The organism is Shewanella sp. T24-MNA-CIBAN-0130 (assembly GCF_040310185.1).
GTDB lineage: Bacteria > Pseudomonadota > Gammaproteobacteria > Enterobacterales > Shewanellaceae > Shewanella > Shewanella psychromarinicola.
The window spans coordinates 58,944-84,506 of sequence record NZ_JBEOPP010000012.1 but is presented as its reverse complement, the minus strand read 5'-3'; the positions used below and the strand labels follow the sequence as shown (position 1 = coordinate 84,506).

Sequence of the window (25,563 nt, the reverse complement as noted above, 5' to 3'; positions counted from 1 at the left end):
TAAGGTTATGTTATATAACAACTTTAAATAATGGCACACTTCATGCTTTATAACCAGAAATTAACATTAGTTACAAAAGTTAACGTGACGTAAACACAAACACAGGTAAGACTCTAACAATTACGTCTTAAGTTAATTTTTATAATTTAGCTTTATTCACAAATTTTAACACTAGCAGGTACCCCATGGATAGGTTCATCAGCATGAAGAAAATGGCAATTCCTTTACTTTGTATTGCAGTATTGAGTGGTTGCAGCGGCGAAGCAGAACAAGCAAAAGAAGATGAAAAATTTGCGATTCCGGTTGAAACCGCTTTAGTCACCACAGGCAATGTATCCTCTTTCTACAGCACCACCGCTACACTTGAAGCACCTGAAGAGTCCCATGTGATGAGCCGCATTGCTGGGATTATCGAAAAGATTAATGTTGAAGAAGGCGATCGGGTTACCAAAGGACAAATACTTGCGGTCATTGATGCCAAGCGTCAACGTTATGATTTCAATCGCTCTGAAGCCGAAGTGCAAATTATTCAGCAAGAATTAAATCGTTTAAACAAAATGAACAACAAAGAGTTTATTAGCCAAGATCAAATGGCCAAGCTCGAGTTCAATCTACAAGCGGCGAAAGCACAGCGCGACTTAGCCGAGCTGCAAGTCAAAGAAAGCCAAATCACCTCGCCCATTAATGGCGTTATTGCCGAGCGTTATGTTAAAACGGGCAATATGGCGAAAGAGTTCCAAGAGCTATTTTATGTTGTCAATCAAGACCAACTTCACGGCATATTGCACTTACCAGAACAACAACTTGCCAGTTTACGAGTGGGTCAACAAGCCAGTATTATTCAACAAAATCAGGGTATTAAATCCGATATTATCGACGCAAAAGTACTGCGTATTAGTCCCATTGTAGATGCTCAAAGCGGCACCTTTAAAGTGACATTAGCCGTGCCAAATCAAGATGCAAAATTAAAAGCAGGTATGTTTACTCGTGTTGAACTGAAATACGACACTCACCTAGATGTGCTTACAGTGCCTTATAACGCATTAATCAACCAAGACAATACTCAAGCTTTATATGTGATAAAAGACACTAAAGCACAGCGACGCGAAGTCAGCTTGGGCTTTCGTGAAAATAATACTGTTGAAATTTTATTTGGTGTTGAAGCTGGCGAACAAATAGTCATCCGCGGCCAGCAAAATCTTAAAGATCAATCATTGGTAGAGATTATTACCCCACTTAGCTTCGCTGCTATTCGATAACGGAGCTGGATAATGTCGATAATCAATACTTCTGTTAACCGTCCCGTCACGGTGTGGATGTTCATGTTAGCTGTGATGCTGTTTGGTATGGTGGGGTTTTCTCGCCTCGCGGTAAAACTATTACCCGATTTAAGCTATCCCAGCGTGACTATTCGCACTGCCTATGACGGTGCCGCCCCCGTTGAAATTGAACAGCTGGTGTCAAAACCGATTGAAGAAGCCGTTGGTGTGGTTAAAGGCTTACGCAAAATTAGCTCAATTTCTCGTTCAGGCATGTCTGATGTGGTGCTCGAGTTTGAGTGGGGCACCAATATGGACATGGCAAGCCTTGAAGTACGCGAAAAAATCGACACCATTGAGCTGCCATTAGACATAAACAAACCATTACTATTGCGTTTTAACCCCAATCTTGATCCCATCATGCGCTTAGCATTTTCAGTGCCCAATGCAGATGCGGAGCAGTTAAAGCAAATGCGTACCTTTGCAGATGAAGAGTTAAAACGCCGCTTAGAAGCCTTGTCTGGTGTTGCCGCAGTGAGGCTCTCTGGAGGGTTAGAGCAAGAAGTTCACATTGAATTAAATCAACAAAGATTAAGCCAGCTCAATCTTAATGCTGACCACATTAAACGCCGAATTAACGAAGAAAACATTAACCTTTCTGCGGGTAAAGTGATCCAGGGCGATAAAGAATATTTAGTCAGAACCTTAAATCAATTCAATTCATTAGATGAATTAGGTCAGGTCATTGTCTATCGAAATGGCCAAACCTTAGTTAGATTGTCTGATATTGCGGTGATCAGCGATGCCTATAAAGAACGCAGTGATATTACCCGTATTGGCGAAGTTGAATCGATTGAACTCGCTATTTATAAAGAAGGTGATGCCAATACCGTTGCAGTGGCGAACAAGCTTCGAACCGAACTCGACAAAATGAACCAAACGGATGAAAGTAATCAATTAGAAATTATTTATGACCAATCTGAATTTATTGAAAGTGCAGTAAATGAAGTTACCTCAGCCGCATTATTTGGCAGCTTGCTGGCCATGCTGGTTATTTACCTGTTTTTACGTGATATTATTGCCACCCTCATAATTTCTATTTCGATCCCCTTTTCGGTTATCGCCACTTTTAATATGATGTATTTTGCCGATATCAGCTTAAACATCATGTCCCTAGGCGGTATTGCGTTAGCCATTGGTTTATTGGTGGACAATGCCATCGTGGTATTAGAGAACATTGACCGTTATAAATCTCAAGGCATGAGTAAAATTGAGGCTGCCGTCACCGGCTGTAAAGAAGTCTCTGGCGCCATTTTTGCTTCAACCCTGACAACACTTGCGGTATTTGTGCCATTAGTGTTTGTCGACGGGATAGCAGGCGCCTTATTTGCCGATCAAGCGCTCACCGTCACCTTTGCCCTACTCGCCTCATTATTTGTTGCCTTAACCGCCATTCCTATGTTGGCTTCACGTCAAGGTTTTACCAGCCTGCCACAACCGGTTGAAGTGACCGCGATGCCTAAACCGACCACCCGTAAAGGATTAATAGCCTATTACTTATTGGCAGTGTTGCAGTTTCCTTTTAAGTTACTGTTTAGCTATTTACCCGCTGGTTTGTTAACCGCAACGATTGTTATAAGCCGTTTTGTTAGTAGCGTTTTTGGCTTGCTGCTAAAACCCATTTGCGCTGGATTTAACGTCCTATATCGTATAGTGGAATCGTTCTATTACCGCGTACTTCGCCATGCCCTGCGGCACCAAGTGTTAACCCTAGTGATCGCTTTAGTGATGACCTTGGCTTCAAGCAGTTTACTGCCTAAGTTAGGTGTAGAATTAATTCCACCGATGAATCAAGGCGAATTTTATGTTGAAATTTTACTGCCTCCTGGTACTGAAGTCAGTGAAACCGATGCCGTATTACAACAGTTAGCCCTAGCGATTAAAGACCGTGACGATGTTAAACACGCCTATAGTCAAGCGGGTAGCGGTGGCTTAATGACATCGGACACCGCCAGAGGCGGTGAAAACTGGGGCCGATTACAAGTGGTGTTAGCGGATCCTTTAGCCTTTAATACGGTTAGTCAGGTACTGCGCAATACCGCAAGAAATATCCCTGAGCTAGAGGCTCAGATTGAACATCCTGAATTATTCAGCTTTAAAACCCCACTTGAAATTGAGTTGTCGGGCTATGATTTGGTTCAACTTAAACAAACCGCGGACCGACTGGTTAATGCCTTGTCAGAATCAGACCGCTTTAGTGACATCAATACCACTCTTCGTGATGGCCAGCCAGAGATCAGCATTCGCTTTGATCATGCCCGCCTCGCAGCGTTAGGCATGGATGCACCGACTGTCGCTAACCGTATTGCTCAACGAGTAGGCGGCACTATTGCCAGCCAGTTCACGGTGCGCGATCGTAAAGTTGATATATTAGTCCGTAGTGAATTAAGTGAACGCGATCAAATCAGCGACATTGAATCGTTAATCATTAACCCAAATAGTGCGCAGCCTATTCCATTAAGTGCCATCGCCACCATTGACTTACAAATTGGTCCTTCGGCAATTAATCGTATCAGTCAACAACGCGTTGCCATCGTGTCATCTAACTTGGCCTACGGTGATTTAAGCGAAGCCGTGCTCCAAGCCCAGCAGATACTGGCTAAACAGCAATTCCCTAGCTCAATTCAAGCCAGGTTCGGCGGCCAAAATGAAGAAATGGAACAATCTTTTGAATCGTTGAAAATAGCCCTCGTTTTGGCCATTTTCTTAGTGTACTTAGTGATGGCAAGCCAGTTTGAATCCTTGCTACACCCGCTATTAATTTTGATTGCAGTGCCGATGGCCGTTGCAGGTAGCATTATTGGCTTATTTATTACCGGCACCCATTTAAGTGTGGTGGTGTTTATTGGCTTAATTATGTTGGCAGGTATTGTGGTCAATAATGCGATTGTATTGGTCGACCGTATCAATCAATTACGCCGAGAAGGCAAGGATAAGTTGAGCGCCATCAATGAAGCTGCGCAATCTCGCTTGCGCCCTATCATGATGACCACGCTGACAACCACCTTAGGTTTATTGCCGATGGCAATAGGTATTGGCGACGGCAGTGAGGTTCGCGCACCGATGGCCATTACAGTAATTTTCGGCTTAAGCATGTCGACTTTACTCACATTATTGGTGATCCCTACCTTATATGCGTTGTTTGACCGTAAACAATATACCCAAAATGACCTTGAGCTTAATACTGCGGAGACGCTAGCATGAGTATCACTCAACTGGCGATAAAGCGCCCTGTCACCACCTGTATGTTTTTCTTAGCTATTATGCTGTTTGGTATGGCGGCCAGTCGGATGTTGCCACTGGAAATGTTTCCGGGCATTGATATTCCGCAAATCGTGGTGCAAGTGCCTTACAAAGGCTCCAGCCCAGCAGAAGTTGAACGCGATATCACCAAGGTACTGGAAGAATCACTTGCCACCATGAGCGGTATTGAAGAAGTGCGCTCTGATTCAACCCAAGACGGCGCTTTTATTCAGCTCAATATGAAATGGGGTGAAGAAGTGGCCATGAAAAGCCTTGAGGCACGTGAAAAAATAGACTCGGTAAGACATTTATTACCAAAAGATGTTGAACGCGTCATGATCCAACAATTCTCAACCGCCGACATGCCGGTGCTGACAATCCGTATTTCAAGTGATCGCGAGCTCTCTAATGCATTTGATTTGCTTGAAAAACAACTTCGTAAGCCACTTGAGCGGGTTGACGGTGTATCCAAAGTCACCCTTTACGGCGTTGAACAAAAGCAGATTGAAATCCGACTTGATGCCGATAAATTAGCGGCATCAAGCCTCAACAGTGTCGATTTACGCACCCGTTTACTGGCGGAAAACTTCGTCATCAGTGCTGGTACACTCAGAGAAAACGCTCGAGTGTACCAAGTCTCGCCCAAAGGCGAATTTACCAGTATTGATGATATTAACAATCTGGTTATTGTGCCGGGTATCCGTTTGCAAGATATTGCGAAGGTGAACTATGCCCTACCTGAAAAAAGAGAAGGCCGACATTTAGATCAAAAATATGCCGTGGGTATAGATGTCTTTAAAGAGTCAGGCGCCAATTTAGTTGAGGTGTCAGATCGTGTCCTCAAAGTCATCGAGCAAGTTAAGCAAGATCAGCAATTTAATGGTATAAAGCTGTTTATCATGGAAGACCAAGCCTATGGCGTTAAGTCGTCACTGAAAGACTTACTGCTGTCCGGATTAATGGGCGCGGTATTGTCATTTGGCGTGCTGTATCTGTTTTTACGTAACCTTAAAATGACCTTAGTGGTTATTTCATCGGTGCCAATTTCATTGTGTATGACATTGGCGGGTATGTACTTTTTAGGCTACAGCTTGAATATTCTGTCGATGATGGGGTTATTATTGGCGATCGGCATGTTAATTGACAATGCGGTAGTGGTCACCGAAAGCGTGCTACAAGAAAAACAAGCCGCACACATTGACGACACCTGTCAGAGAAAAGCTAACCAACGAGCCGTGTTAACCGGCGTGGAAAAAGTCTCGTTGGCGGTTTTAGCCGGTACATTAACCACAGCGATTGTGTTTTTACCGAATATTTTTGGCGTTAAAGTACAGCTGACCATCTTTTTAGAACATGTTGCTGTGGCCATTTGTATCTCGCTCGCAGCATCATTATTGGTTGCCAAAACTCTTATCCCACTTATGCTCAATCACTTTCATTTTGAAGTGAAGAGCGCTAATGATAATAATCGCTTAGGGCGTTTTTATCAGCGAAGCCTAAGGTGGATTTTAACCCGACCAAAACGTTCTGGGGTTATCGCTTTGGTGATATTAGCTTCAACTGCATTGCCGTTAAGTATGGTGCAACAAGATCAAGGTGATGGTGAAGGTAATGACCGTTTATACATTAATTATCAGTTAGAAGGTCGGCATAATTTAGCGGTCACCGAGGCGATGATTAACAGCATGGAAGCGTATTTATACAGCAACAAAGACGCATTTTACATTGATACTGTTTACAGTTACTACGCCCCACAAGATGCACAATCGACCATTTTATTGCAAAAAGACATTCCCATTGACATGGGCGAGTTAAAGAAAATGATCCGCGAAGGATTTCCTAAGTTTTCGATTGCCACGCCACAATTTGGCTGGGGTAATGAAAATAGCGGCATTCGCGTAACCTTAACCGGACGCTCAACATCAGAACTTATTCTTTTGAGTGAACAAGTGGTGCCATTACTCGACAACATTGAAGGCTTAGTGGATGTGCGTTCTGAAGTGAATAGTGCCCAACAAGAAGTAGTAGTGGTCATTGACCGAGAAATGGCCGCTCGTCTTGATTTAACCTTAAGCGATATCGCTACAAATATTGCCATTGCATTGCGAGGCTCACAGCTACGGTCATTTCGTCATGATCCTAGCGGCGAACTGCGCATCGAATTGGCCTATGATAAAAGCTGGCAAAATTCGTTAGAAAAACTTAAGCAGTTACCGATTATTCGTCAAGGTGACCGAGTCTATACCCTAGACAGCTTAGCCAAAGCAACCGTGGTGCCTCGATTTGATACTATTCGTCATTTTAACCGCCAAACGGCTTTATCTATTGGCGCAAATCTTGAAGATCTCACCACCGAAGAAGCACAAAAAGAAATTACCCAAGTGATGGACTTGGTGAATTTTCCTAATGGCTACGGCTACTCATTACGCGGTGGCTTTGAACGTCAAGATGAAGACCAGTCAATCATGGCTGTGAATATGATTTTGGCTATTGCGATGATCTATATCGTCATGGCGGCATTATTTGAGTCGCTAGTGTTACCGACGGCTATTATTACCTCAATCATGTTCTCCATTACTGGCGTATTTTGGGCGCTTTGGTTAACCGGTACACCCATGTCGGTGATGTCAATGATTGGCATACTCATCTTAATGGGCATAGTGGTCAATAACGGTATTGTTCTGGTAGACCAAATCAACCAAATGACACCCGATTTAGATAAGCTCAGCAACACGATTATAAGTGTGTGCATAACCCGATTACGTCCGGTATTAATGACCGTCGCGACCACGGTACTGGGGTTGGTTCCATTAGCCTTAGGAGACACCCAAATAGGGGGTGGTGGGCCTCCTTATTCCCCAATGGCCATTGCCATTATTGGTGGTCTCACCTTTTCAACGGTCACTAGCCTGTATTTAGTGCCATTGTGTTACCAAGCCTTGTATATAATGCGCCATAAAGCCGCGATCAGATTAGGTGTAGCCAACACCTTGGCTCACAAACTGTTACCTTGGGCTAATAATGAGTAGCATCTAGGCTGAGCGATTAGGCAACAGGGCACAGTATTGAGCCCTGTATCTGCTGCCACATCTTGTTGTGGTCTGGTTATATGGCCACTAACGTGTCTTTTGCTGAGCCGATAGTAAACACCTGTTCGCTTCGATCTGGGCGCGTGATAGCCGCGATATTAATGTGTTGGCATTAAAAATATTTCACGTACATTGCAGCGCTGCTCTGCTTCAATAGCAAAAAGTACCGCTTCGGCTACATCAACCGGGTCTAATTTATCGGGTTTAGGCTCATCAAAAAATGGGGTGTTGACCATACCAGGAGCAATGGTAGTGCAGCGTCCGCCCCATTGAGCCATTTCTTCGGCCAAGTTCTGGCCAAAGCCATAAGCAAACCATTTACTGGCACCGTAAATCGACCCTTTATGTGACGTACGCCCAGCCACTGAGCTGGTTAAAATAAAATGCCCCTTGGTTTCACGTAAGTGGGCCAGCGTTAACTTGGCCGTCCATAACATGGCTTTGATGTTGATATCGATAAGTTTTGACCACTCATCTGGATCCCCCTGTTCGGTACCCGAAGTGGTTACCCCGGTGCCTGCGTTAGCGAAGGCCACATCCAGTCTGCCAAACTTGTTGATGCCAGCTGTCACGACCTTTTCTAATGCATCAAATTGGGTCGCATCGGCGGCAATGGCTAGGGCATTATCTTCCCCTAGCATGGCCACCAAGTTATCCAATTTCTCTTGTCTGCGGGCAGTCAGTATCACCTTGTGACCGCTTTTGACTAACGTTTTGGCTGTGGCTTCACCGATACCACTAGATGCACCTGTGATTAATACTATTTTTTGTTTTATCATCTGACGTTCCTGTTACTGCAAAATAAGTTAACACGCTCAGTGTGGTGATTTTGTTCATAAATACAAGCCCCAAGCACTACAGGAGGGTAAATAGTCACTGTGGTTAACCCCTAACAGAGATTAGTTATGCTACATAATCTCCAGTTCAACTCACGGGGCGCTTCGTCAAATGATAACAAGCGATATTGAAATACACCGTTGACGCAACCTAGGGCCATGGCACAATGAGTGATCAATTTGCTTTGCTAAGCAGTATTAATCACAATAAATAAACACAATAAATAATCACAATGACAGCAATAAAGGGATAGTCATGAAACTAAGATTTCAACGTCAAATTATCGGTCTCAGTGCGTTAACTATGCTCGCGTTAACCCAAACATTAGCCGTTGCTGATGATAAATTCAGTGATGTGATGATTAAATCCCAAAAACTAGACAATAATACTTATATGTTTATCGGCGCCGGTGGCAATATTGGCGTTTCAGCTGGGGAAGACGGCATATTGATCATTGATGACCAATTTGCGCCTTTAGCAGATAAAATTACTGCAGCACTCAAGCAAATTCAACCCGGGGTGCCCAAATACATTGTCAATACTCATTATCATGGCGATCATACTGGCGGCAATGCCCATTTTGGTGAAAAAGGCACTATCTTAGCGCATCACAATGTCCTCAAACGCCTCAAAGCTGATAGCCGTTCACCCGCGTCAGCATTACCTGTTATCACTTATGCAGAAAACATCTCAATTCATTTTAACCAAGATACGTTAGAGGTCATCCACCTAGGTCCTGGTCATACTGATGGTGATAGTGTGGTTATTTGGGAAAAGGCCAATATTATTCACATGGGCGATTTATACTTTAAAGATCGTTTTCCCTACATCGATTTAGCGGCTGGAGGTTCAGTGACCGGTTATCGGGAAAACGTCAGCATGATATTAAATCGTTTGGACAACAAGACCAAAGTGATCCCTGGTCATGGTGCGTTAGGTGATAAAAATGCATTGTTAACATTTAAGCATATGCTTGATGACAGCATTAATTGGATGCGAGGTGAAATAGAAATGGGTCACGATTTAGCCACCATCAAAAAACAGGGTGTACCGCCCAAGTACGCCAATTGGAGCTGGGAGTTTATCTCTGCCGATAAGTGGATTGAGACCTTATACCAAGATTTAGCCACAAAACCTTAAATTTGCATCTTAACTCAGCTTATCAGCAAATATCCCCCTCTGTTTACAAAAAAAGCTTGCACTTATAGGCAAGCTTTTTCTTTTTAGTATCAAGGTCTTCTACGACGAGATATCCATTCTGTAATCGTTAAAGGTGCTGGCCTGAAATGCTAAACCCCCCAATAGACTGGCTTTGCATTTTTGCTGCTAATATTTAGAAAAGGTCTAGCGAAATAATTGAACCATTGCCAGGATGCTAAAACTGCTGCACTTTTTTCATATTGCTTCCCCACCCACTAAGCGATAACAATGAATGGCTTGGTTAACCCCCTCTTATTGGGTCCAATATCGAGATATAAGCTATGTATAAAGACCAACAAATATTGTTGTTTATCGATATTTGCCACCCATTTTAGACAAAAAAAGCGCCCCTGAGGGCGCATTAATGACTGAATACTCAATGACTCAGCTTGTACGTTATTCTGTCACCAAAGCTGTTGCACGATTTTCCAATAATACCGGAATACCTTCGGTAATAGGATAGGCTAACTTATCAAACTTGCAGATCAGTTGTTGCGACTCTTTGTCATATTCTAGCTTACCTTTACATACCGGGCAGGCCACAATTTCGAGTAATTTTTTATCAAATGCCATGAGACAGTCCTTTTTTAGTTTGAGCCACTTGCTGTAATTGGCTCAACAATGCGTGATCAAATTCTGAGTTAAGCTTCGCATTTACAGGTAAATACCACCAGTTTGATTGTGCAAAATCGCGACATTTAACCGCATCTTTTTCAGTCATTAATAATGAATGTTGCACAGATAACTCACTTAATTGCTTTTCATCAAAAGCCTGATGGTCTGAAAACTCAACGGTTTTTACTACTTTATAGCCTAACCGACTAATACTATTAAAGAAGCGTTGCGGATTACCAATACCCGCCATAGCAACAAGACTGTGCTGCTGAGTAAATTCATCATGTAGGCTAGTATCGACCTGACAAAGAGGTGCAGGAGCAAGTGTCATCAACACTTCATCATCTTGAGCTGGCCCGCCATTATTGATCACAAAATCAACCGAGCTTAAACGCCCTAAACCTTCTCGCAAAGGCCCTGCAGGCAACAAACAGTGATTACCATAACGTCGCTCACCATCGACTAAGGCAATTTCGATATCACGCCCTAACGCATAATGCTGTAGGCCGTCGTCACTGATAATAACATCCACATCAAAATCAACTAATAACGTCTGTGCCGCAGCAATTCTGTTGGCGCCTACAACCATAGGCACATAAGTGCGAGCGACTATCATAGCGGGTTCATCACCGACATCACTTGCTTTGGCATTGATGTTAACGGCAACAACACCGTCAATATTAACCCCATAACCTCGGCTTATCACACCTGGTTTATAGCCATGTTGGCGTAATAACTCGATTAAATAAATCACTGTTGGGGTTTTACCGCTGCCTCCAGCAGTAATATTGCCCACCACAATCACAGGCACCGGCAACACTTGCACCTGTTTAAGCCCACACAAAAACAGTCCTCGCCGAATAGAGGATATTAACCCAAATAACCCAGATAACGGCAATAATAACCACTTGGCTGGGTGCCCTTGATACCAAATGCGCTGAATAAGCTGTTGCATCACAAACACCCGATCATTATTGGCTAAACTGCATCTGGTAAAGGTTGGCGTAAATGCCTGCTTGGGCAATTAATTCACTGTGATTACCGCGTTCAACAACTCGACCTTGATCAATAACCAAAATTTCATCGGCGCTTTCAATGGTGGATAAACGATGGGCAATCACAATCGATGTACGGTTATGTCGAAGATTATCGAGGCCTTTTTGAATCGCTTTTTCAGACTCGGTATCCAAAGCCGATGTGGCTTCATCTAAAATTAACACTGGCGCATCACGTAACATAGCACGAGCAATGGCAAGACGTTGACGTTGACCGCCTGAAAGTAACACCCCGTTTTCACCCACTTGGGTGTCTAATCCCAGTGGCAAGGTATCAATAAACTCCATCGCATAAGCCAGTTCAGCGGCATGGACAATCTGCTCTCGAGTCACTTCTCCTGGGTAAGCATAGGCAATATTATTAGCAATAGTGTCATTAAATAAGGTCACTTGTTGCGACACTAAAGCCACTTGATTACGTAATGATTTTAACTGGTAATCGTAAATGCTGGTGTCATCAAGGCGGATATCACCGGTTGACAAGCCACTATAAAAACGGGTAATCAAACTGGCGATGGTCGACTTACCAGAGCCAGAACGTCCGACTAATGCAATGGTTTTACCCGGTTTAACTTCAAAATCAATACTGTTTAAGGCGGACTTTTCTTGGCCTGGATAAGTAAACGTGACATTTTCAAATGTCAGCATACCTTGAACACGATCAATACTAAACTCACCCGTGTCGGGCTCTGGTTCTGTGTCTAATAATTCAAACACTGTAGTGCAGGCGGCAATGCCTCGTTGAAATTCGGCATTAACACGGGTTAAGTTTTTAATCGGTTGAAGCATGGCTAACATGGCACCTAAAATAGCCGCAAACGTTCCAGCGGTTAAATCCGTTCTCATGCTCTCCCAAGTGGCGGCATACAGTACAAAAGCCAGAGCAAAAGATCCAATCACCATAATGAGCGGTTGGCTAATTGATTGAGCCACCGCTAGCTTCATATTTTGATACCGGTTTTGGTCGTTAACTTTATAAAAACGAGCAACCTCTGTTTTTTGGCCACCAAACACCAACACGTTTTTATGGCCTTTAATCATCTGTTCAGTGGTTGCGGTAACGCCGCCCATTGCAGATTGAATTTGCTTAGAAACCTTACGAAAACGCTTACTGACAATACTGATCACAACGCCCATAATTGGGCCTATCACCAATATGCATAATGATAATTTCCACGAATAGTAGAACATAATGCCTAACATACCGATCGCGGTCATGCTGTCACGGACAATTGAAATCAACGCACTACCGGATGCACGAGCAATTTGTTCGGTATCGTACGTGACACGTGAAATCAAATTACCACTATTTTCGCGGTCGATATAACTCACGGGTAAACGCAGATAATGTTCAAAAACTTGTTGGCGCATATCCATGATGAGCTGTGCACTCATGAATGAGACACAATAGGTCGACACAAAGTTAGCCACGCCACGTATGCTGAACATGACAATAACCGCAATAGGAGCCATTAACATAATGTCTTTATTGGCGTTAAACCCACCATGTGTCGGTAAGTCGACACCAGCAGCTATCGCTGGAGTTTGGCTGAAACCTTCATCAATAAAAGGCTTAATAAATGCAATAAACGCCGCATCGACTGCGCCATAGGTAATAAGGCCTAGAACAGCCATAATAAACATGGCTTTCATTGGGACTATATAGGCCATCAAACGTTTGAAAACGATCCATATTTCATTTTTAGGTGATGCTGACATTGAATCCAATACTTAACTAGCAAACATAAGTGATATTCTACTCTGCTTTAAGTGACTCACCAAACCTAAACAAACGGTTATACCAAAATGGGGCCATTTTTTGCCGATAAGTGGTGACGTAGTAATCATTATGAGTGAAATTGATGCTAATTTGGCCCACATGGCCCGTCTGTAATATTTTGCAGTCTCGCTGTTGATACCTGGTTAAAATATCCAATTTAGGAAAGCCATATTGGTTAGAAAAACCAGCAGTAAAAATGGCTAATCGAGGATTAACGTTATCGATAAACGCCGGAGTAGAAGATGTTCGGCTACCATGGTGTGGAACTAATAAGATATCGGCTTGAATATCAACATTCGCGGCGACTAATGCCTGTTCTCTAGGGGCTTCAATGTCTCCAGTTAACAATACCGAAGACTGGCCATCAGACAGCTTAACCACGCATGATTGGTTATTATCATTACTCTTGGTCGTTAAATGATTACTGATGAAAGTTAACTGCACGCCACGCCAATGTAACTCACCTTCACAAGCTTGCACTGCGGGTGATGACTCAGGCAAGGTTGAGGCTGAGGTTAAAAAATCGGCTATTAATGTCGCCTGCGGAAATTTATCTAGCAACACATTCAATCCACCAGCATGATCATTATCATCATGGCTCACCACGATATAATCAATATACCTGATGCCTTTGCTCGCCAGAAAAGGCAATATTGCACGCTGCGCATAGCTAAAATCGCCATATGCTGCCCCAGTGTCATAAATAATCCCATGTTGACCTTGTTGCAAAACCACCGCCATACCTTGAGCCACATCAATGACATGAAGTTGCCATGGTGCTGAACGTGATGATGACGATGGCGGAAACAATATCTGGTGAGTCACCAACTTGCTCACGATGATTGGTAGCATGAGCACGGCAACCAAAAGGCGAAAAGCCAGTTTACGGTTGTTAGGCACATAACCCCGAAACATCAACAAGATAATTGCAAAAAAAACAAACAGTAATCCCGCCAGTTCCTGTTCAGTTAACGCAAGCTGTTTTAACGGCAAATGATCGCTCAGCTGTAATAACCACGCAAATGGCTCAAGACTTATATTAGCCCACTGAAATATCATCAAGCCAAGGCTTTGCAGTGAAACAAGATCTATGCCCAATAACCACATGACACACAATGCCACTAACCAAAGGCAAAAACTCAGTATTGTTAACGGAATAACCACTAGACTAAACCAAGGTACTAGCAACATATTTAACCAAATACTATGAGGTGAAATCCCACCAAATAATATGCCTTGCAAACCACCTAGGAACAGCGCTAAACGCCATTGAATGGACCACAACACACTCAGTCCATGCAGTATCTTATCCTTTACCTGTTTAGCTTTTTGTATGCATCGTTCGGTCATATCAAATTTAGGAACATCGATACTTTGATTAACGTGATCAGAGCCCAACATAGGTTGTTGATCTACAGTGGTGGATTTTACCGCCAATAAAATGATCACCAAAGCCCCAAACGACAACCATAGCCCAGCACCGAGCGACGCAAAGGGATCGACCAACAGCACAAAAAACAATGCATATACGAGCCGATCCCAATGGTGGCTAAATTGTTTAATCAAGCTGAATATGAGTAACAAAAATAGCATTAATAATGCACGTTGCGTGGCAACAGCAAAACCAGATAAGTAGCCATAACCAAAAGTGAATAATGCAGCAATCACCATTGCGAGTTGAATTTTACCTAAATGTTGCCAAGAAAAAGCATAACGACTCAGCCCGATCATTATGGCGTAAAACAAACCAAAAACGACCGATAAGTGTAAGCCCGAAATTGCAACAAGATGCCCTGCTCCCGTCTGACGCAACTGCTGCCATCGTATTGCGCTTAAACCGCTTTTATCTCCAAAAATCAACGCTTGTAAAATATCCCCCTGAGCAAATTGTGCCAAGGTGGGTGACAATGCATCAATAACCTGTTGACGCACAGACATACTGTGACTGAGCAGTTCAGCTCGTTTAACACGACCTTTAGCGATAATATGCTGACTAATGAACTGCTTTTGTTGATTAAAACCACCTTGGTTTTGGATGCTTGAGATCCCTTTGACCTTGGCACTAAATAGCCATGTCTGGCCAATAACAATTTTATCTGGCTTTTGCCATGTTAATCGGTAGTATCGCTGCACATTATTAAGCGCCAACGCCTCAAAAAAAGCGTCTTGATCAGCTTGATTAATAACGCGCACATCGAAACTAATCCAGTCGCGGTTTTGGTTAACTAGTGATACTATCTGCGCCTTAAACTCAATTTGTTGGGATTTTTCAGCATATTGATGCATAAACAAACAATGAAACAACAGGCTTAGCCAAATGACTGCGAATAAGCAACCAGCCATAAGCGGCCCTTTGCGAAGGCAAAGAACCATAGCCAAGAATAAAATAGGTAACCATCCTATAGGTACCAGCGAAGGCCATAACATCGCTGATAAAGAACAGGCGCAAAAGCCATAGATAAATCGATTCATAATGAATTAGTAAAGACATTAATCGACAAATATGCCAAAAAAATTAATACAAAGATTTATGCCAAAAGCAGAAACACTCCGTGAGCATAAGTATTTACGGGTGTTTGGCAAACTATTGCACAAGCCCAACCTATGGGTGTTAAATCGCAAATCGGCCCCAGGGGCCTTTGCTGTAGGGCTATTTGTGGCTTGGCTCCCTTTGCCATTTCAAATGGTAGTCGCTGCAGGGTTTGCCATTCTGTTTAACGTCAACCTTCCCGTTGCTGTCGCCCTAGTGTGGGTGACGAATCCGTTTACTATGCCCATTATGTTTTATGGTGCTTATCTGTTGGGAACCAGAATTCTCGGACATAAAGCGCAGGAATTTCATTTTGAAGCCACCTGGGCATGGATTGAAGCGTCTTTATCGACCATAGGCCCACCTTTTTTAATCGGCAGTTTAGCCTTGGGCATTGTGTCGGCTTTAATTGGCTACGTTGTCATTAAAAGCATGTGGCGCTATTCAATCTTATTTAAATGGCAAAAGCGTAAAGGACAATAGTCTCCAACAGATTGACTAATTTACTATTATTAAGGCCGCTTCTGCGGCCTTAATAATATGCTAAAGGTATTGATTTACATTTTTCGCCATCAACGTTGCCAAATGGGAAAACCCCAATATCTAAAAATTACCAGCCAAATTAACCTCTACAAACAACATCATCCAAGTCAACCCTTATCTACACAGCTGAGTGCTTCATGGCGAGTCGCGGGTCGACGTCCTTGCCGATCAGCAAGGAGGTTATGTAAAAGTGTGACCACTACAAGCCGCAGAAACAGCACTAACGATATCGTTAACCGGCCCTAATGCTGCCATTAAACGTTCATACACCATTAGGGGATTTGATCCAAAACGTGGCCAACTTAGTTTAGATATTGTTATCAATAGACATGGAGGCTCAGCCACTGATTGGACTCAATCAGCTAAAATGGGTGATACTGTGGTGATTAATGGCGGGCTAGCTTATGGTTCCTGTTGAGTCAGGGTACGGTAGGTCCACACAAGCAAGTGCAGTGTAAGTAACCCGCTAAAACTAACCGCAAAAAAAAGTAGCGCGATGGATTCGACTGTTTTGGGCGTATCGGCATAGCAATACCACCAAAGTGGCCACGTAACTAAACTCAGTAGCGTTAACTGCCACATGCAGCGTTTACAACGACCAATTTTTTGTTTAAAAACCGAATCAGTGCATTGGTTACAAGGCATAACCCCCATCCTTATAAGCCATAACTAAGGTGCTTAAACGCGTATTGTGACAATCGAGTTAACCCATGTTTGCTCATCTATGTATAAACTATCTGCCCGCTAATGCGGTGGCAGGCGCTATTTTGGTTGCTTTCCACGCAGGGTAAATGGTTGCCACTAAACTCATCACTAATCCCATCACCAGCACCAAGACCACATCTTGAGCATGCAATTGCGACGGTAAAAAATCAATAAAATAAATATCTGATGCCAAGAGCTGAATACCCAATAACTGCTCTATTCCAGATGCAATATCACTTAAATAATAAGCAACCACAACACCCAACACACCACCAATGCTACATCCCATCAGCCCATTTAAAGCACCTTGCATAATAAAAATGGCCATAATGGCGCCGCGATGAAGCCCCATGGTCATTAAAATGGCAATTTCAGAGGCTTTATCACGTACGGCCATCACTAAGGTAGACACAATATTAAAACAGGCCACGGCTATCACTAAGGCTAATACCAAATACATAACTAAACGAACAAGCTGAATATCTTGATACAAATGCCCTTGGCTACGAGTCCAATCATTAATGTATAAATACTGCTCTTGGGCAAAACCTAAATCACGAGTGATACTCGCCGCATGAAAGACATTATTGACTTGAATTCGTACCCCAGAAACCGCGGAGCCCAGCTCGAGTAAATCGGCTAAATAATCAAGCGACACATAAGCTTGAGTTGACTCAATCTCACCACCCAAGGTGTACACACCTGAGACAACAAAGCGATGACTCTTGGCCGACGTTAACTTACGGTTATTCGCATCTGGCGTATACATCGCCAGAGTATCACCCACTTTTAAGCCCAATTTAGTCAATAAACTGCGGCCAAGGACAATGTTATTTTCATCACCAGCTAATGTCTGCCAAGTCTCGGCAGACATATAATCAGCAATACTCGACACATCGGACTCATACTCAATATCAACACCATTGACAACTAACCCTTGAAAACCATCGGGTTTTTGTACTAAACCTTGTAAACGAACAAACGGAGCCGTACCTGTAATTTGCGGTATTTTGGCCGCACTTTGTGCAATTTCATGCCAATCGGCAATAGGTTGATTAACGCCAACGAGTTCACCATGAGAGACCACGCCTAATAAGCGGTCTTGTAACTCTTTTTCAAAACCATTCATGGCCGATAGCACCACAATCAACACGCCAACACCTAAGGCAATACCCGCAGTAGACGCAAATGAAATAAAGCCGATAAAGCCATTCGACTGCCTGGCGCGAAAAAAACGCCAGCCAATTGTTAACGGTAACCACTTACTCATTAAACTTGTCCTACAGGCACAGTAGTGACTGAACTCGCCACCTGCAACACCCCGTCTTTCATGGTGAGTTGGCGATCCATTTTCGCGGCTAATTTATGATCATGGGTTACCACCACAAACGCGGTACCAAACTGCTGCGCCAACTCGCGGATCATCAGATAAACATTATCACCACTGCTGGCGTCTAAATTCCCCGTGGGTTCATCGGCTAATACCAACTTTGGTTTGTTTATCAATGCTCTTGCTATTGCAACACGTTGACGTTCACCGCCCGATAATTGCGCCGGGATATGGTGTAAACGATGGCCTAGTCCAACACGCTCAAGTAAGTTTTTAGCGTCTATCAAGGCTTGGTTTTTATCCCTGCCTTGAATAAACGCAGGCATCGCGACGTTTTCAATCGCGGTAAACTCAGGCAACAGATGATGAAACTGATAAATAAAACCCAAATCTTGATTACGCACTTGTGCCTGACGAGCACTAGACAATTGGTATAAATCTTCACCGTCTAACAATACAGAACCAGATGAGGGCATATCTAAGGTCCCCATAATGTGTAAAAGGGTACTTTTACCCGAACCGGAACTGCCTACAATGGCCAACTGTTCGCCCTTATAAACGGTTAAATCAACACCCGACAGTACTTGGGTAGTCACTTCACCATCATGATAGTGCTTGCTGACATGTTGAACCTGTAATAACGCTTGTTGTGTCTGACTCATTATTCGTATCTCAAAGCTGTAGCAGGTTGAACCCTTGCGGCGGACAACGCGGGATAAAGGGTGGCAAATAAGGTAATAAATAAGGTGCCTAAAATAATAAAACTCAATTGCGCTAATGACAATTGCACCGGCAGAGTCTGACCTACGCCCAATATAGAAATACCAAAAGTGGTTAATATTTCATTCAAATTAAGCGTTAACACTATGCCCGCAATCGCGCCAAGCATTAAGCCTAACAGCGCATTAAGCGAGCCTTGCACAATAAAAATCGTCATCACCGAGGTGGTGGTTAACCCTTGGGTTTTTAACACCGCAACATCGGTGGTTTTATCGACCACCATCATCACCAATGCTGAGACAATATTAAATGCAGCCACGGCCACAATTAAACTGAGCATCAATGACATCATATTTTTTTCCATCTTGACCGCCGCAAATAAATGGCCAAAATCTTGGCGCCAATCACGCGTTTGAATGTCAATGTTTTGCTTAGCAAATCCAGCAACCACTTTTGGCGCTAACGCAGGTGCAGAAAAAGGATCGTTCAAATACACTCGCAGTTCATTAATGGTATTGCTGTCTTTACGCATCAATTTACGCGCATCTTTATAATGCACATACGCCACGCTAGAATCGACTTGCGAGCCCATTTCAAAAACACCGGCAACGGTAAACTTACGTTGGCTAGGCACGGGGCCCATCGGCGAATACACCACACCATCACCGCTTAACACCCTAACCTTATCACCCGCTCTCACGTCTAGTTTTCGGGCAAGATCAACGCCAAGTACAATTGAATACTGCCCCGCTTGTAACGTTGAAAACGCATCAGAATAAGTATGAGACGCAATACTCGACAAGGATTGCTCAAGTTCAGGATATACCCCATACATTTGAATGGCATGAATGTTACTGCTCGATTGGATCATGGCCTGGGTTGTCGCACTTGGCACAATGCCACGAATATTTTGTAATAAATATTTATCCGCCAACAGACTTTGGGTACTTTGCTGCCAATCTCTAAATCCCATGTCACTGATCAAGGTCATCTGCGGCACCGCACCTAAAATACGGTTTTTTAGCTGGCCTTCTAATCCATTCATCACCGAACTGACGACGATCAATGCCGTCACCCCTAAAAAAATACCCGATACAGCAAAAAAGGTAATAAAAGAGGCAAAAGCATTCGCTTTTCGGGCTCGCCAATAACGGTAGCCGATAAAAAATGAAAATCCTAAATTCATAAAAAAATACTAATCCTGTGCGCCCATTTGGGCGTATTAGTCAGACAATCAGGCTAAATGACACTATGAAAACAACAAGCCAGCGTGTATGACTTGCTAAATCATTAAGTTGGGCACGATAATAGGGCTATTAGTGTGATAAATAAAGAGGCAAACCTTGATACCTGACAGCAATTCTTATTTTAATGTGCCTCACAACTTTAATGTGTACTTAACTTCGTGGGATCCAAGCCACGCTTTACCCACTGATGATGAGCTACGCGACATGCAATCGGTTGGTTTAAAACTGCTCACAGAAGTCAAAAGTCTTGAAGCAAGCTGCCTGTTGCAATTGCGACACCTAGATAATGATGCCAAAGCCGTGGTCGACTTTTTAAAATTACAATCACGCAAGGTCGATTTAGTATTACAACATGTGCTTGAAAAAGAAGTTCAGGATGGTGAGTTATTTACTGGCGATCAATTCGGCGGTAGTGGGATCAGTATTATCTCAACACGACCGTTAACCGCGAATGAGTTCGTTAAAACCCACATCTATTTGCATACTGAGTTAGTCGCATTATTGTGTATTTGCCAAATTAGAACCTGTACAGCAGCAACAAATGACACTGCAGAAACACCTTCTTGGCGTTGTGAACTTGAATTTAGCCAAATACTTGAAGATGATATTGAGCAATTAGTCAGAGCAAGTTTGAATGTACAGCAAAAAATGCTCAAAAAACGTAAGCAGAATATCGATAAACAGCGTAGCTGAAGCCTCGCCTTATTATAAGACTTGATCGCAAACGGAACTGAAAAAGATTTTAATGAATTTATATAGTGTACTCACGCCGCCGAGTGTAAAAAAAGGCCAACAAACGCAAACTTTGGCAACCTTGGGTGGGGTCTCGCAAGCCATCACCCTGGCCAATTTAATTAATAACCATGCTGGCACCAGTATTATCGTCACCCATGACACGCCCAGCGCCTTGTCACTTGAGGTGGAGCTGAGTTATTTGTTAAACCACATCAATGTGAATGTGTGTTTGTTTCCCGACCGTGAAACCTTGCCCTACGATAGCTTCTCGCCACATCAAGACCTGATTTCACAGCGACTTGAAACGTTGGCCAATATCAATCAAAGCCAACATAATGTGGTTATCGTGCCAGTAAACACCTTAATGGTGCGATTACCGCCAAAGTCGTTTATGACCGCCAATGTTATGGTGTTAAAAAAAGGCGACACTTACGGCTTACAACAGGCTAGGCAACATTTAACTGACACAGGTTATCATCTAGTCGACCAAGTATACGAACATGGCGAGTTTGCCATTCGTGGCTCCATTATTGATATTTTCCCGACTGGCTCTTCACAACCATTACGCATAGAACTGTTTGATGATGAAGTAGAATCAATCCGCTTTTTTGATGTTGATACTCAGCGTTCAGGCATGGCACGTGATGCCATCCGTATGTTGCCAGCCAAAGAATTTCCGACCGACAGCCATGCCATTGAAGGCTTTAGGCAACGCTATCGTCGCCGTTTTGAAATCATTTCAAAAGAAGCCGAATCGGTTTATCAACTTGTCAGTCGTAATCTAATGCCTGCAGGCATTGAAAACTATTTACCGCTGTTTTTCGATGACACTGCCAGCCTATTTGATTACTTGCCACAAAACAGTCAACTCATCACCATAGGCGATATTGAAAAAGCCAGCTTATCCCATTTGCATGAAGTCAATGTGCGCTACGAAGACCGACGCGTCGATCCACTAAGACCCTTGTTGGCGCCCAAAGAGCTTTACCTGCTTAATGATGAATTATTTGCGGCATTTAAATCCTTTAATCGTACTCAATTACTGCAGCAATATAGTGCCACCGACACTAATAATGCCGGTGAGCCGCTAGCAGAAGTCGCCCTACCAGCACAGGCCCTTATCGCCAACGTTGAAACGCTGCCCGACATCAATGCCAACCATAAATTAAAGCAGCCACTGATTGCGTTACAAGAATATGGTCAACAACACCCACAGCTCCTATTCAGTGCTGAATCTGAAGGCCGCCGAGAAGCCTTGTTAGACTTGTTTGCTAAGATTGGCATTAACCCCAAACAGTTTGCTCATCTTAACGACTACTTTGCCGCCAAAGACAGTATTGGCTTAATCGTGTCACCTTTAGCGCGGGGTTGTGTGCTAACCGACACCGCAAAAGGTGCTGTGAGTATCATTTGTGAAACCGAACTGTTTGGTCAACGTATTTCGCAACATCGCCGCCGCGAAAAACAAAAGCAAGTTAGCTCAGATGTGTTAGTCAAAAATTTAGCTGAACTTAAAGTCGGCCAACCTATTGTGCATCTTGAACACGGTGTAGCGTTATACCAAGGATTAGAAACCCTCGATACCGGCGGTTTAATCGCTGAATATTTAAAACTGGAATATTCCGGTGGTGACAAGCTGTATGTACCAGTGTCATCACTGCATCTTATCAGCCGCTACAATGCCAGTGGCGACGGTAATACTCATCTCAACAAGCTGGGTAACGAAACGTGGACCAAAGCCAAGAACAAAGCTATAGAGCGCATTAGAGATGTGGCCGCGGAGCTGCTCGATGTTTACGCCCGTCGCCAAGCACGTCCTGGCGAGGCAATGAGCATCGATGAACAAGAATATGCCCAATTCAGTCAAGGCTTCCCATTTGAAGAGACTGTCGACCAAGAAAGCGCCATTCATGCGGTGCTTGAAGACATGCAAGCGCCGTTAGCCATGGACCGCTTAGTCTGTGGTGATGTTGGCTTTGGTAAAACCGAAGTGGCCATGCGCGCAGCATTTGTCGCGGTTAATGCCGGTAAACAAGTGGTGGTGTTAGTACCAACCACCTTGCTTGCCCAACAACACTACGAAAATTTTAAAGACCGTTTTGCCGATTGGCCTATCGTGATTGAAGTGATGTCACGCTTTAGAACCGCCAAAGAGCAAAGCAGTGTGGTCCAGCAACTCGCTGAAGGCAAAGTTGATATTGTTATCGGCACCCATAAGTTACTGTCATCAGAAGCTAACTTCGACAACCTCGGTTTATTGGTTATCGACGAAGAACACCGCTTTGGTGTACGTCAAAAAGAAAAGATTAAATCGCTACGGGCCCATGTCGACATTTTAACCCTCACAGCCACGCCTATCCCGCGGACCTTAAATATGGCCATGTCGGGTATGCGTGATTTATCCATTATCGCCACCCCACCGGCTAAACGTTTAGCCGTAAAAACCTTTGTGCGTGAATATGATAAAGCCACTGCACGAGAAGCTATCTTGCGTGAAATTTTGCGTGGCGGCCAAGTGTATTATCTACACAATAATGTTGAAACCATTGATAAAACGGCGCAAAACATTCGCGACTTAATTCCAGAAGCCCGCGTCGTGGCAGCCCATGGGCAAATGCGCGAACGCGATCTTGAAAAAGTCATGTCCGATTTTTATCATCAACGTTTTAACGTACTGGTCTGTACCACCATTATTGAAACGGGTATCGATGTGCCCAGTGCCAATACCATCATTATCGACCGCGCCGACATGTTAGGTTTAGCGCAGCTTCACCAGCTTCGAGGTCGGGTTGGACGCTCGCACCACCAAGCCTATGCTTATATGATGACACCACATCCTAAGCGTATGACTTCTGATGCACGTAAACGTCTTGAAGCCATTAGTGCGCTTGAAGATCTTGGCGCAGGTTTTTTACTGGCCACCCAAGATTTAGAAATTCGTGGTGCGGGTGAATTACTGGGCGATGAACAAAGTGGCCACATCTCAAAAATTGGTTTCAGCTTGTATATGGAAATGCTTGACTCTGCCGTAAAAGCCCTCAAAGAAGGTAAAGAGCCTTCGTTAGCCTACATGATGAGCGCCAAAGCAGAAATTGATTTACGTATTCCGGCGTTATTGCCAGAAGATTACGTCAGTGATGTCAATATGCGCTTATCATTATATAAGCGTATCGCTAACTGCGAAAGCGACACTATGCTTGATGAGCTTAAAGTCGAATTTATTGACCGCTTTGGTATGTTACCTCAACCCACGCGCAATTTAATGGCGATGACACTGTACAAACATCAAGCAACAGCACTGGGTATTACCAAAATTGAAATGCACGCCAAGGGTGGCAGCGTCGAATTTGGTCAGGAAAATCACGTCGATCCGATGTTTATTATTGGTTTGTTGCAAAACCAACCACAAATCTATCGAATGGACGGGCCAAATAAGTTAAAGTTCAACATTCCTGCTGAGACAAGCAAAGAGCGTCTTGAGTTAATCAACACCTTGCTTGAACAGTTCGCTAAACATCAAATTTTGGAGACAAATAGTGCTTCGTAAAATTGCGATTGCTATCGCCGCTATCATAGCGCTATCCCACAGCGTGTCAGCCCATGCAGAATCATGGTTTGAAGTTGAAGTGTTTGTATTTGAACGCCAACAACCATCAGTTGAAAAATGGCTCAATGCCACGCCGCCCAAACTCAGCAAAGACACTGTGGATATCATTACTCCAGTGATCAGTACCGACATAACTGGGGTTTCAGTTGGCTTAAAGGGTTGTACTTCAACCGACTGGACCAATGACGCCAGTAACTGTAATGATCCTAACATCAGTAAAAGTACGGCAACGCACCCAAGCCAAGTGCCCTTTGATGTCGCAGCAAGCAAGCCACAAACGGCTCACTTAGGTCAAGGACCATTACTGCTGGCTCAGAGCCAAAGTAAATTTAGTGACATAATCCGAACTATCCAACGAGAGCCTTATGTTAAAAGCCTAGTACATTTAACCTGGCAACAAAATATGCAGTCTCGCCGACGTGCTAAGCCAATACGTATTTATGGCGGTAAGGATTTCTCAAAAAGTTTTGAATATCATGGCTTAAGTGTCAAAAAACCATCTCAAACAGAAACTATGCCTAGCACAGACTTAAGTGCCTTAGGTGACTTTTATGAAGCGCCAAAGATTAACCCCGTATGGGAGTTAGACGGCTCGATTAACATTTATCTCAGTCATTACCTTTATATTGAAAGTAATTTGGCTTTGCGTAAACCCACCCAGAAAATGGTTGAATCGAGTCCATTGGCATTTAACGAGTATGCAGCGTTAGATATTGAAGGTAAGAAACAACTGGCACCTTACTTAGAAAGCATTCCGCTGATCCAAAACCGTCGAGTTCGCAGTGGTGAGATCCATTACTTTGATCATCCGCAACTGGGTATTGTGATGCAAATTCGTAAAATGGCCCAACCCACTAATATTAAACCTATTGATTTAACAGAGCGTTCTTCCGCTAGCCAACCGTTACCTTATACCGGTTAATCCATGACGGACTCAAGACTAAAAAACCGGATCATATGATCCGGTTTTTTGATTCATAGCCTAGCTTATTTTATGGTTAACACCCT

The 25,563-nt window shown here is 43.5% G+C and carries 18 protein-coding genes; 9 read left to right on the top strand and 9 right to left on the bottom strand.

The window, feature by feature from the left end; genetic code table 11:
- Nucleotides 1-185: 185 nt before the first annotated feature.
- Genes AAEZ02_RS07405 through AAEZ02_RS07395 form a run of 3 tightly spaced genes read left to right on the top strand, consistent with a single transcriptional unit; the run spans nucleotide 186 to nucleotide 7,591 of the window.
- The gene (locus AAEZ02_RS07405; RefSeq protein ID WP_351122472.1) at nucleotides 186-1,259 is read left to right on the top strand and encodes an efflux RND transporter periplasmic adaptor subunit; all 1,074 of its coding nucleotides are present in this window, start codon (nucleotides 186-188) and stop codon (nucleotides 1,257-1,259) included.
- A gap of 12 nt (nucleotides 1,260-1,271) precedes the next feature.
- The gene (locus tag AAEZ02_RS07400) at nucleotides 1,272-4,523 is read left to right on the top strand and encodes an efflux RND transporter permease subunit (protein WP_351122469.1); all 3,252 of its coding nucleotides are present in this window, start codon (nucleotides 1,272-1,274) and stop codon (nucleotides 4,521-4,523) included.
- Complete coding sequence (locus AAEZ02_RS07395; protein ID WP_351122466.1) at nucleotides 4,520-7,591, top strand: efflux RND transporter permease subunit; 3,072 nt, start codon at nucleotides 4,520-4,522, stop codon at nucleotides 7,589-7,591. The genes AAEZ02_RS07400 and AAEZ02_RS07395 overlap by 4 nt, the downstream gene beginning before the upstream one ends.
- A gap of 158 nt (nucleotides 7,592-7,749) precedes the next feature.
- Here the strand turns inward: AAEZ02_RS07395 and AAEZ02_RS07390 are convergent, their stop codons facing one another.
- Complete coding sequence (locus tag AAEZ02_RS07390; RefSeq protein ID WP_351122463.1) at nucleotides 7,750-8,430, bottom strand: SDR family oxidoreductase; 681 nt, start codon at nucleotides 8,428-8,430, stop codon at nucleotides 7,750-7,752.
- A gap of 313 nt (nucleotides 8,431-8,743) precedes the next feature.
- On the opposite strand from AAEZ02_RS07390, the gene AAEZ02_RS07385 reads away from it, so the two are divergent.
- Complete coding sequence (locus AAEZ02_RS07385; RefSeq protein WP_351122460.1) at nucleotides 8,744-9,628, top strand: MBL fold metallo-hydrolase; 885 nt, start codon at nucleotides 8,744-8,746, stop codon at nucleotides 9,626-9,628.
- Between the two features lie 456 nt (nucleotides 9,629-10,084).
- On the opposite strand, the gene AAEZ02_RS07380 is transcribed toward AAEZ02_RS07385, so the two are convergent.
- The 4 genes from AAEZ02_RS07380 to AAEZ02_RS07365 are packed head-to-tail and all read right to left on the bottom strand — an operon-like array spanning nucleotide 10,085 to nucleotide 15,565.
- The gene (locus tag AAEZ02_RS07380) at nucleotides 10,085-10,261 is read right to left on the bottom strand and encodes a Trm112 family protein (protein WP_101030794.1); all 177 of its coding nucleotides are present in this window, start codon (nucleotides 10,259-10,261) and stop codon (nucleotides 10,085-10,087) included.
- Nucleotides 10,251-11,258, bottom strand: a complete 1,008-nt coding sequence (gene lpxK, locus AAEZ02_RS07375; RefSeq protein WP_351122457.1) for a tetraacyldisaccharide 4'-kinase — start codon at nucleotides 11,256-11,258, stop codon at nucleotides 10,251-10,253. The genes AAEZ02_RS07380 and lpxK overlap by 11 nt, the downstream gene beginning before the upstream one ends.
- A 16-nt stretch (nucleotides 11,259-11,274) precedes the next feature.
- Entirely contained in the window at nucleotides 11,275-13,077 is a 1,803-nt protein-coding gene (gene msbA, locus AAEZ02_RS07370; RefSeq protein WP_351122454.1) for a lipid A export permease/ATP-binding protein MsbA, read from the bottom strand.
- Between the two features lie 37 nt (nucleotides 13,078-13,114).
- Complete coding sequence (locus tag AAEZ02_RS07365; protein ID WP_351122499.1) at nucleotides 13,115-15,565, bottom strand: DNA internalization-related competence protein ComEC/Rec2; 2,451 nt, start codon at nucleotides 15,563-15,565, stop codon at nucleotides 13,115-13,117.
- A gap of 76 nt (nucleotides 15,566-15,641) precedes the next feature.
- On the opposite strand from AAEZ02_RS07365, the gene AAEZ02_RS07360 reads away from it, so the two are divergent.
- Both AAEZ02_RS07360 and AAEZ02_RS07355 read left to right on the top strand, forming a co-directional pair.
- Nucleotides 15,642-16,151: a DUF2062 domain-containing protein gene (locus tag AAEZ02_RS07360; RefSeq protein WP_101030783.1), complete on the top strand. Its 510-nt coding sequence runs from the start codon at nucleotides 15,642-15,644 to the stop codon at nucleotides 16,149-16,151.
- 286 nt (nucleotides 16,152-16,437) lie between these two features.
- Entirely contained in the window at nucleotides 16,438-16,629 is a 192-nt protein-coding gene (locus tag AAEZ02_RS07355; RefSeq protein WP_351122496.1) for a siderophore-interacting protein, read from the top strand.
- On the opposite strand, the gene AAEZ02_RS07350 is transcribed toward AAEZ02_RS07355, so the two are convergent.
- The 4 genes from AAEZ02_RS07350 to AAEZ02_RS07335 form a co-directional block, all read right to left on the bottom strand.
- On the bottom strand, nucleotides 16,614-16,856 hold the full coding sequence (locus tag AAEZ02_RS07350) for a DUF3624 domain-containing protein (protein ID WP_351122451.1): 243 nt from the start codon (nucleotides 16,854-16,856) through the stop codon (nucleotides 16,614-16,616). The two genes, AAEZ02_RS07355 and AAEZ02_RS07350, sit on opposite strands and share 16 nt — an antisense overlap.
- Before the next feature lie 88 nt (nucleotides 16,857-16,944).
- Nucleotides 16,945-18,186: a lipoprotein-releasing ABC transporter permease subunit LolE gene (gene lolE, locus AAEZ02_RS07345; protein ID WP_124014283.1), complete on the bottom strand. Its 1,242-nt coding sequence runs from the start codon at nucleotides 18,184-18,186 to the stop codon at nucleotides 16,945-16,947.
- Entirely contained in the window at nucleotides 18,186-18,908 is a 723-nt protein-coding gene (gene lolD, locus AAEZ02_RS07340; RefSeq protein WP_124014284.1) for a lipoprotein-releasing ABC transporter ATP-binding protein LolD, read from the bottom strand. The genes lolE and lolD overlap by 1 nt, the downstream gene beginning before the upstream one ends.
- The gene (locus AAEZ02_RS07335) at nucleotides 18,908-20,152 is read right to left on the bottom strand and encodes a lipoprotein-releasing ABC transporter permease subunit (protein WP_124014285.1); all 1,245 of its coding nucleotides are present in this window, start codon (nucleotides 20,150-20,152) and stop codon (nucleotides 18,908-18,910) included. Before AAEZ02_RS07335 ends, lolD begins: the two co-directional genes overlap by 1 nt.
- 157 nt (nucleotides 20,153-20,309) lie before the next feature.
- On the opposite strand from AAEZ02_RS07335, the gene AAEZ02_RS07330 reads away from it, so the two are divergent.
- The 3 genes from AAEZ02_RS07330 to AAEZ02_RS07320 are packed head-to-tail and all read left to right on the top strand — an operon-like array spanning nucleotide 20,310 to nucleotide 25,477.
- On the top strand, nucleotides 20,310-20,906 hold the full coding sequence (locus tag AAEZ02_RS07330; protein ID WP_101030763.1) for a hypothetical protein: 597 nt from the start codon (nucleotides 20,310-20,312) through the stop codon (nucleotides 20,904-20,906).
- Between the two features lie 52 nt (nucleotides 20,907-20,958).
- Entirely contained in the window at nucleotides 20,959-24,495 is a 3,537-nt protein-coding gene (mfd, locus tag AAEZ02_RS07325) for a transcription-repair coupling factor (protein WP_351122448.1), read from the top strand.
- Nucleotides 24,485-25,477 (top strand): peptidoglycan binding protein CsiV, encoded by a 993-nt coding sequence (locus tag AAEZ02_RS07320; RefSeq protein ID WP_351122445.1) that lies wholly within the window; start codon nucleotides 24,485-24,487, stop codon nucleotides 25,475-25,477. The genes mfd and AAEZ02_RS07320 overlap by 11 nt, the downstream gene beginning before the upstream one ends.
- Nucleotides 25,478-25,563: the final 86 nt, after the last annotated feature.

Coding starts and splice junctions, on each gene's coding strand:
- AAEZ02_RS07400 (WP_351122469.1), top strand. CDS start 1,272: ATGTCGATAATCAATACTTCTGTTAACCGTCCCGTCACGGTGTGGATG.
- AAEZ02_RS07405 (WP_351122472.1), top strand. CDS start 186: ATGGATAGGTTCATCAGCATGAAGAAAATGGCAATTCCTTTACTTTGT.
- AAEZ02_RS07390 (WP_351122463.1), bottom strand. CDS start 8,430: ATGATAAAACAAAAAATAGTATTAATCACAGGTGCATCTAGTGGTATC.
- lolD (WP_124014284.1), bottom strand. CDS start 18,908: ATGAGTCAGACACAACAAGCGTTATTACAGGTTCAACATGTCAGCAAG.
- msbA (WP_351122454.1), bottom strand. CDS start 13,077: ATGTCAGCATCACCTAAAAATGAAATATGGATCGTTTTCAAACGTTTG.
- mfd (WP_351122448.1), top strand. CDS start 20,959: ATGAATTTATATAGTGTACTCACGCCGCCGAGTGTAAAAAAAGGCCAA.
- AAEZ02_RS07385 (WP_351122460.1), top strand. CDS start 8,744: ATGAAACTAAGATTTCAACGTCAAATTATCGGTCTCAGTGCGTTAACT.
- lolE (WP_124014283.1), bottom strand. CDS start 18,186: ATGAGTAAGTGGTTACCGTTAACAATTGGCTGGCGTTTTTTTCGCGCC.
- AAEZ02_RS07365 (WP_351122499.1), bottom strand. CDS start 15,565: ATGTTATGGCCTTCGCTGGTACCTATAGGATGGTTACCTATTTTATTC.
- AAEZ02_RS07380 (WP_101030794.1), bottom strand. CDS start 10,261: ATGGCATTTGATAAAAAATTACTCGAAATTGTGGCCTGCCCGGTATGT.
- AAEZ02_RS07395 (WP_351122466.1), top strand. CDS start 4,520: ATGAGTATCACTCAACTGGCGATAAAGCGCCCTGTCACCACCTGTATG.
- AAEZ02_RS07360 (WP_101030783.1), top strand. CDS start 15,642: ATGCCAAAAAAATTAATACAAAGATTTATGCCAAAAGCAGAAACACTC.
- lpxK (WP_351122457.1), bottom strand. CDS start 11,258: ATGCAACAGCTTATTCAGCGCATTTGGTATCAAGGGCACCCAGCCAAG.
- AAEZ02_RS07350 (WP_351122451.1), bottom strand. CDS start 16,856: ATGCCTTGTAACCAATGCACTGATTCGGTTTTTAAACAAAAAATTGGT.
- AAEZ02_RS07335 (WP_124014285.1), bottom strand. CDS start 20,152: ATGAATTTAGGATTTTCATTTTTTATCGGCTACCGTTATTGGCGAGCC.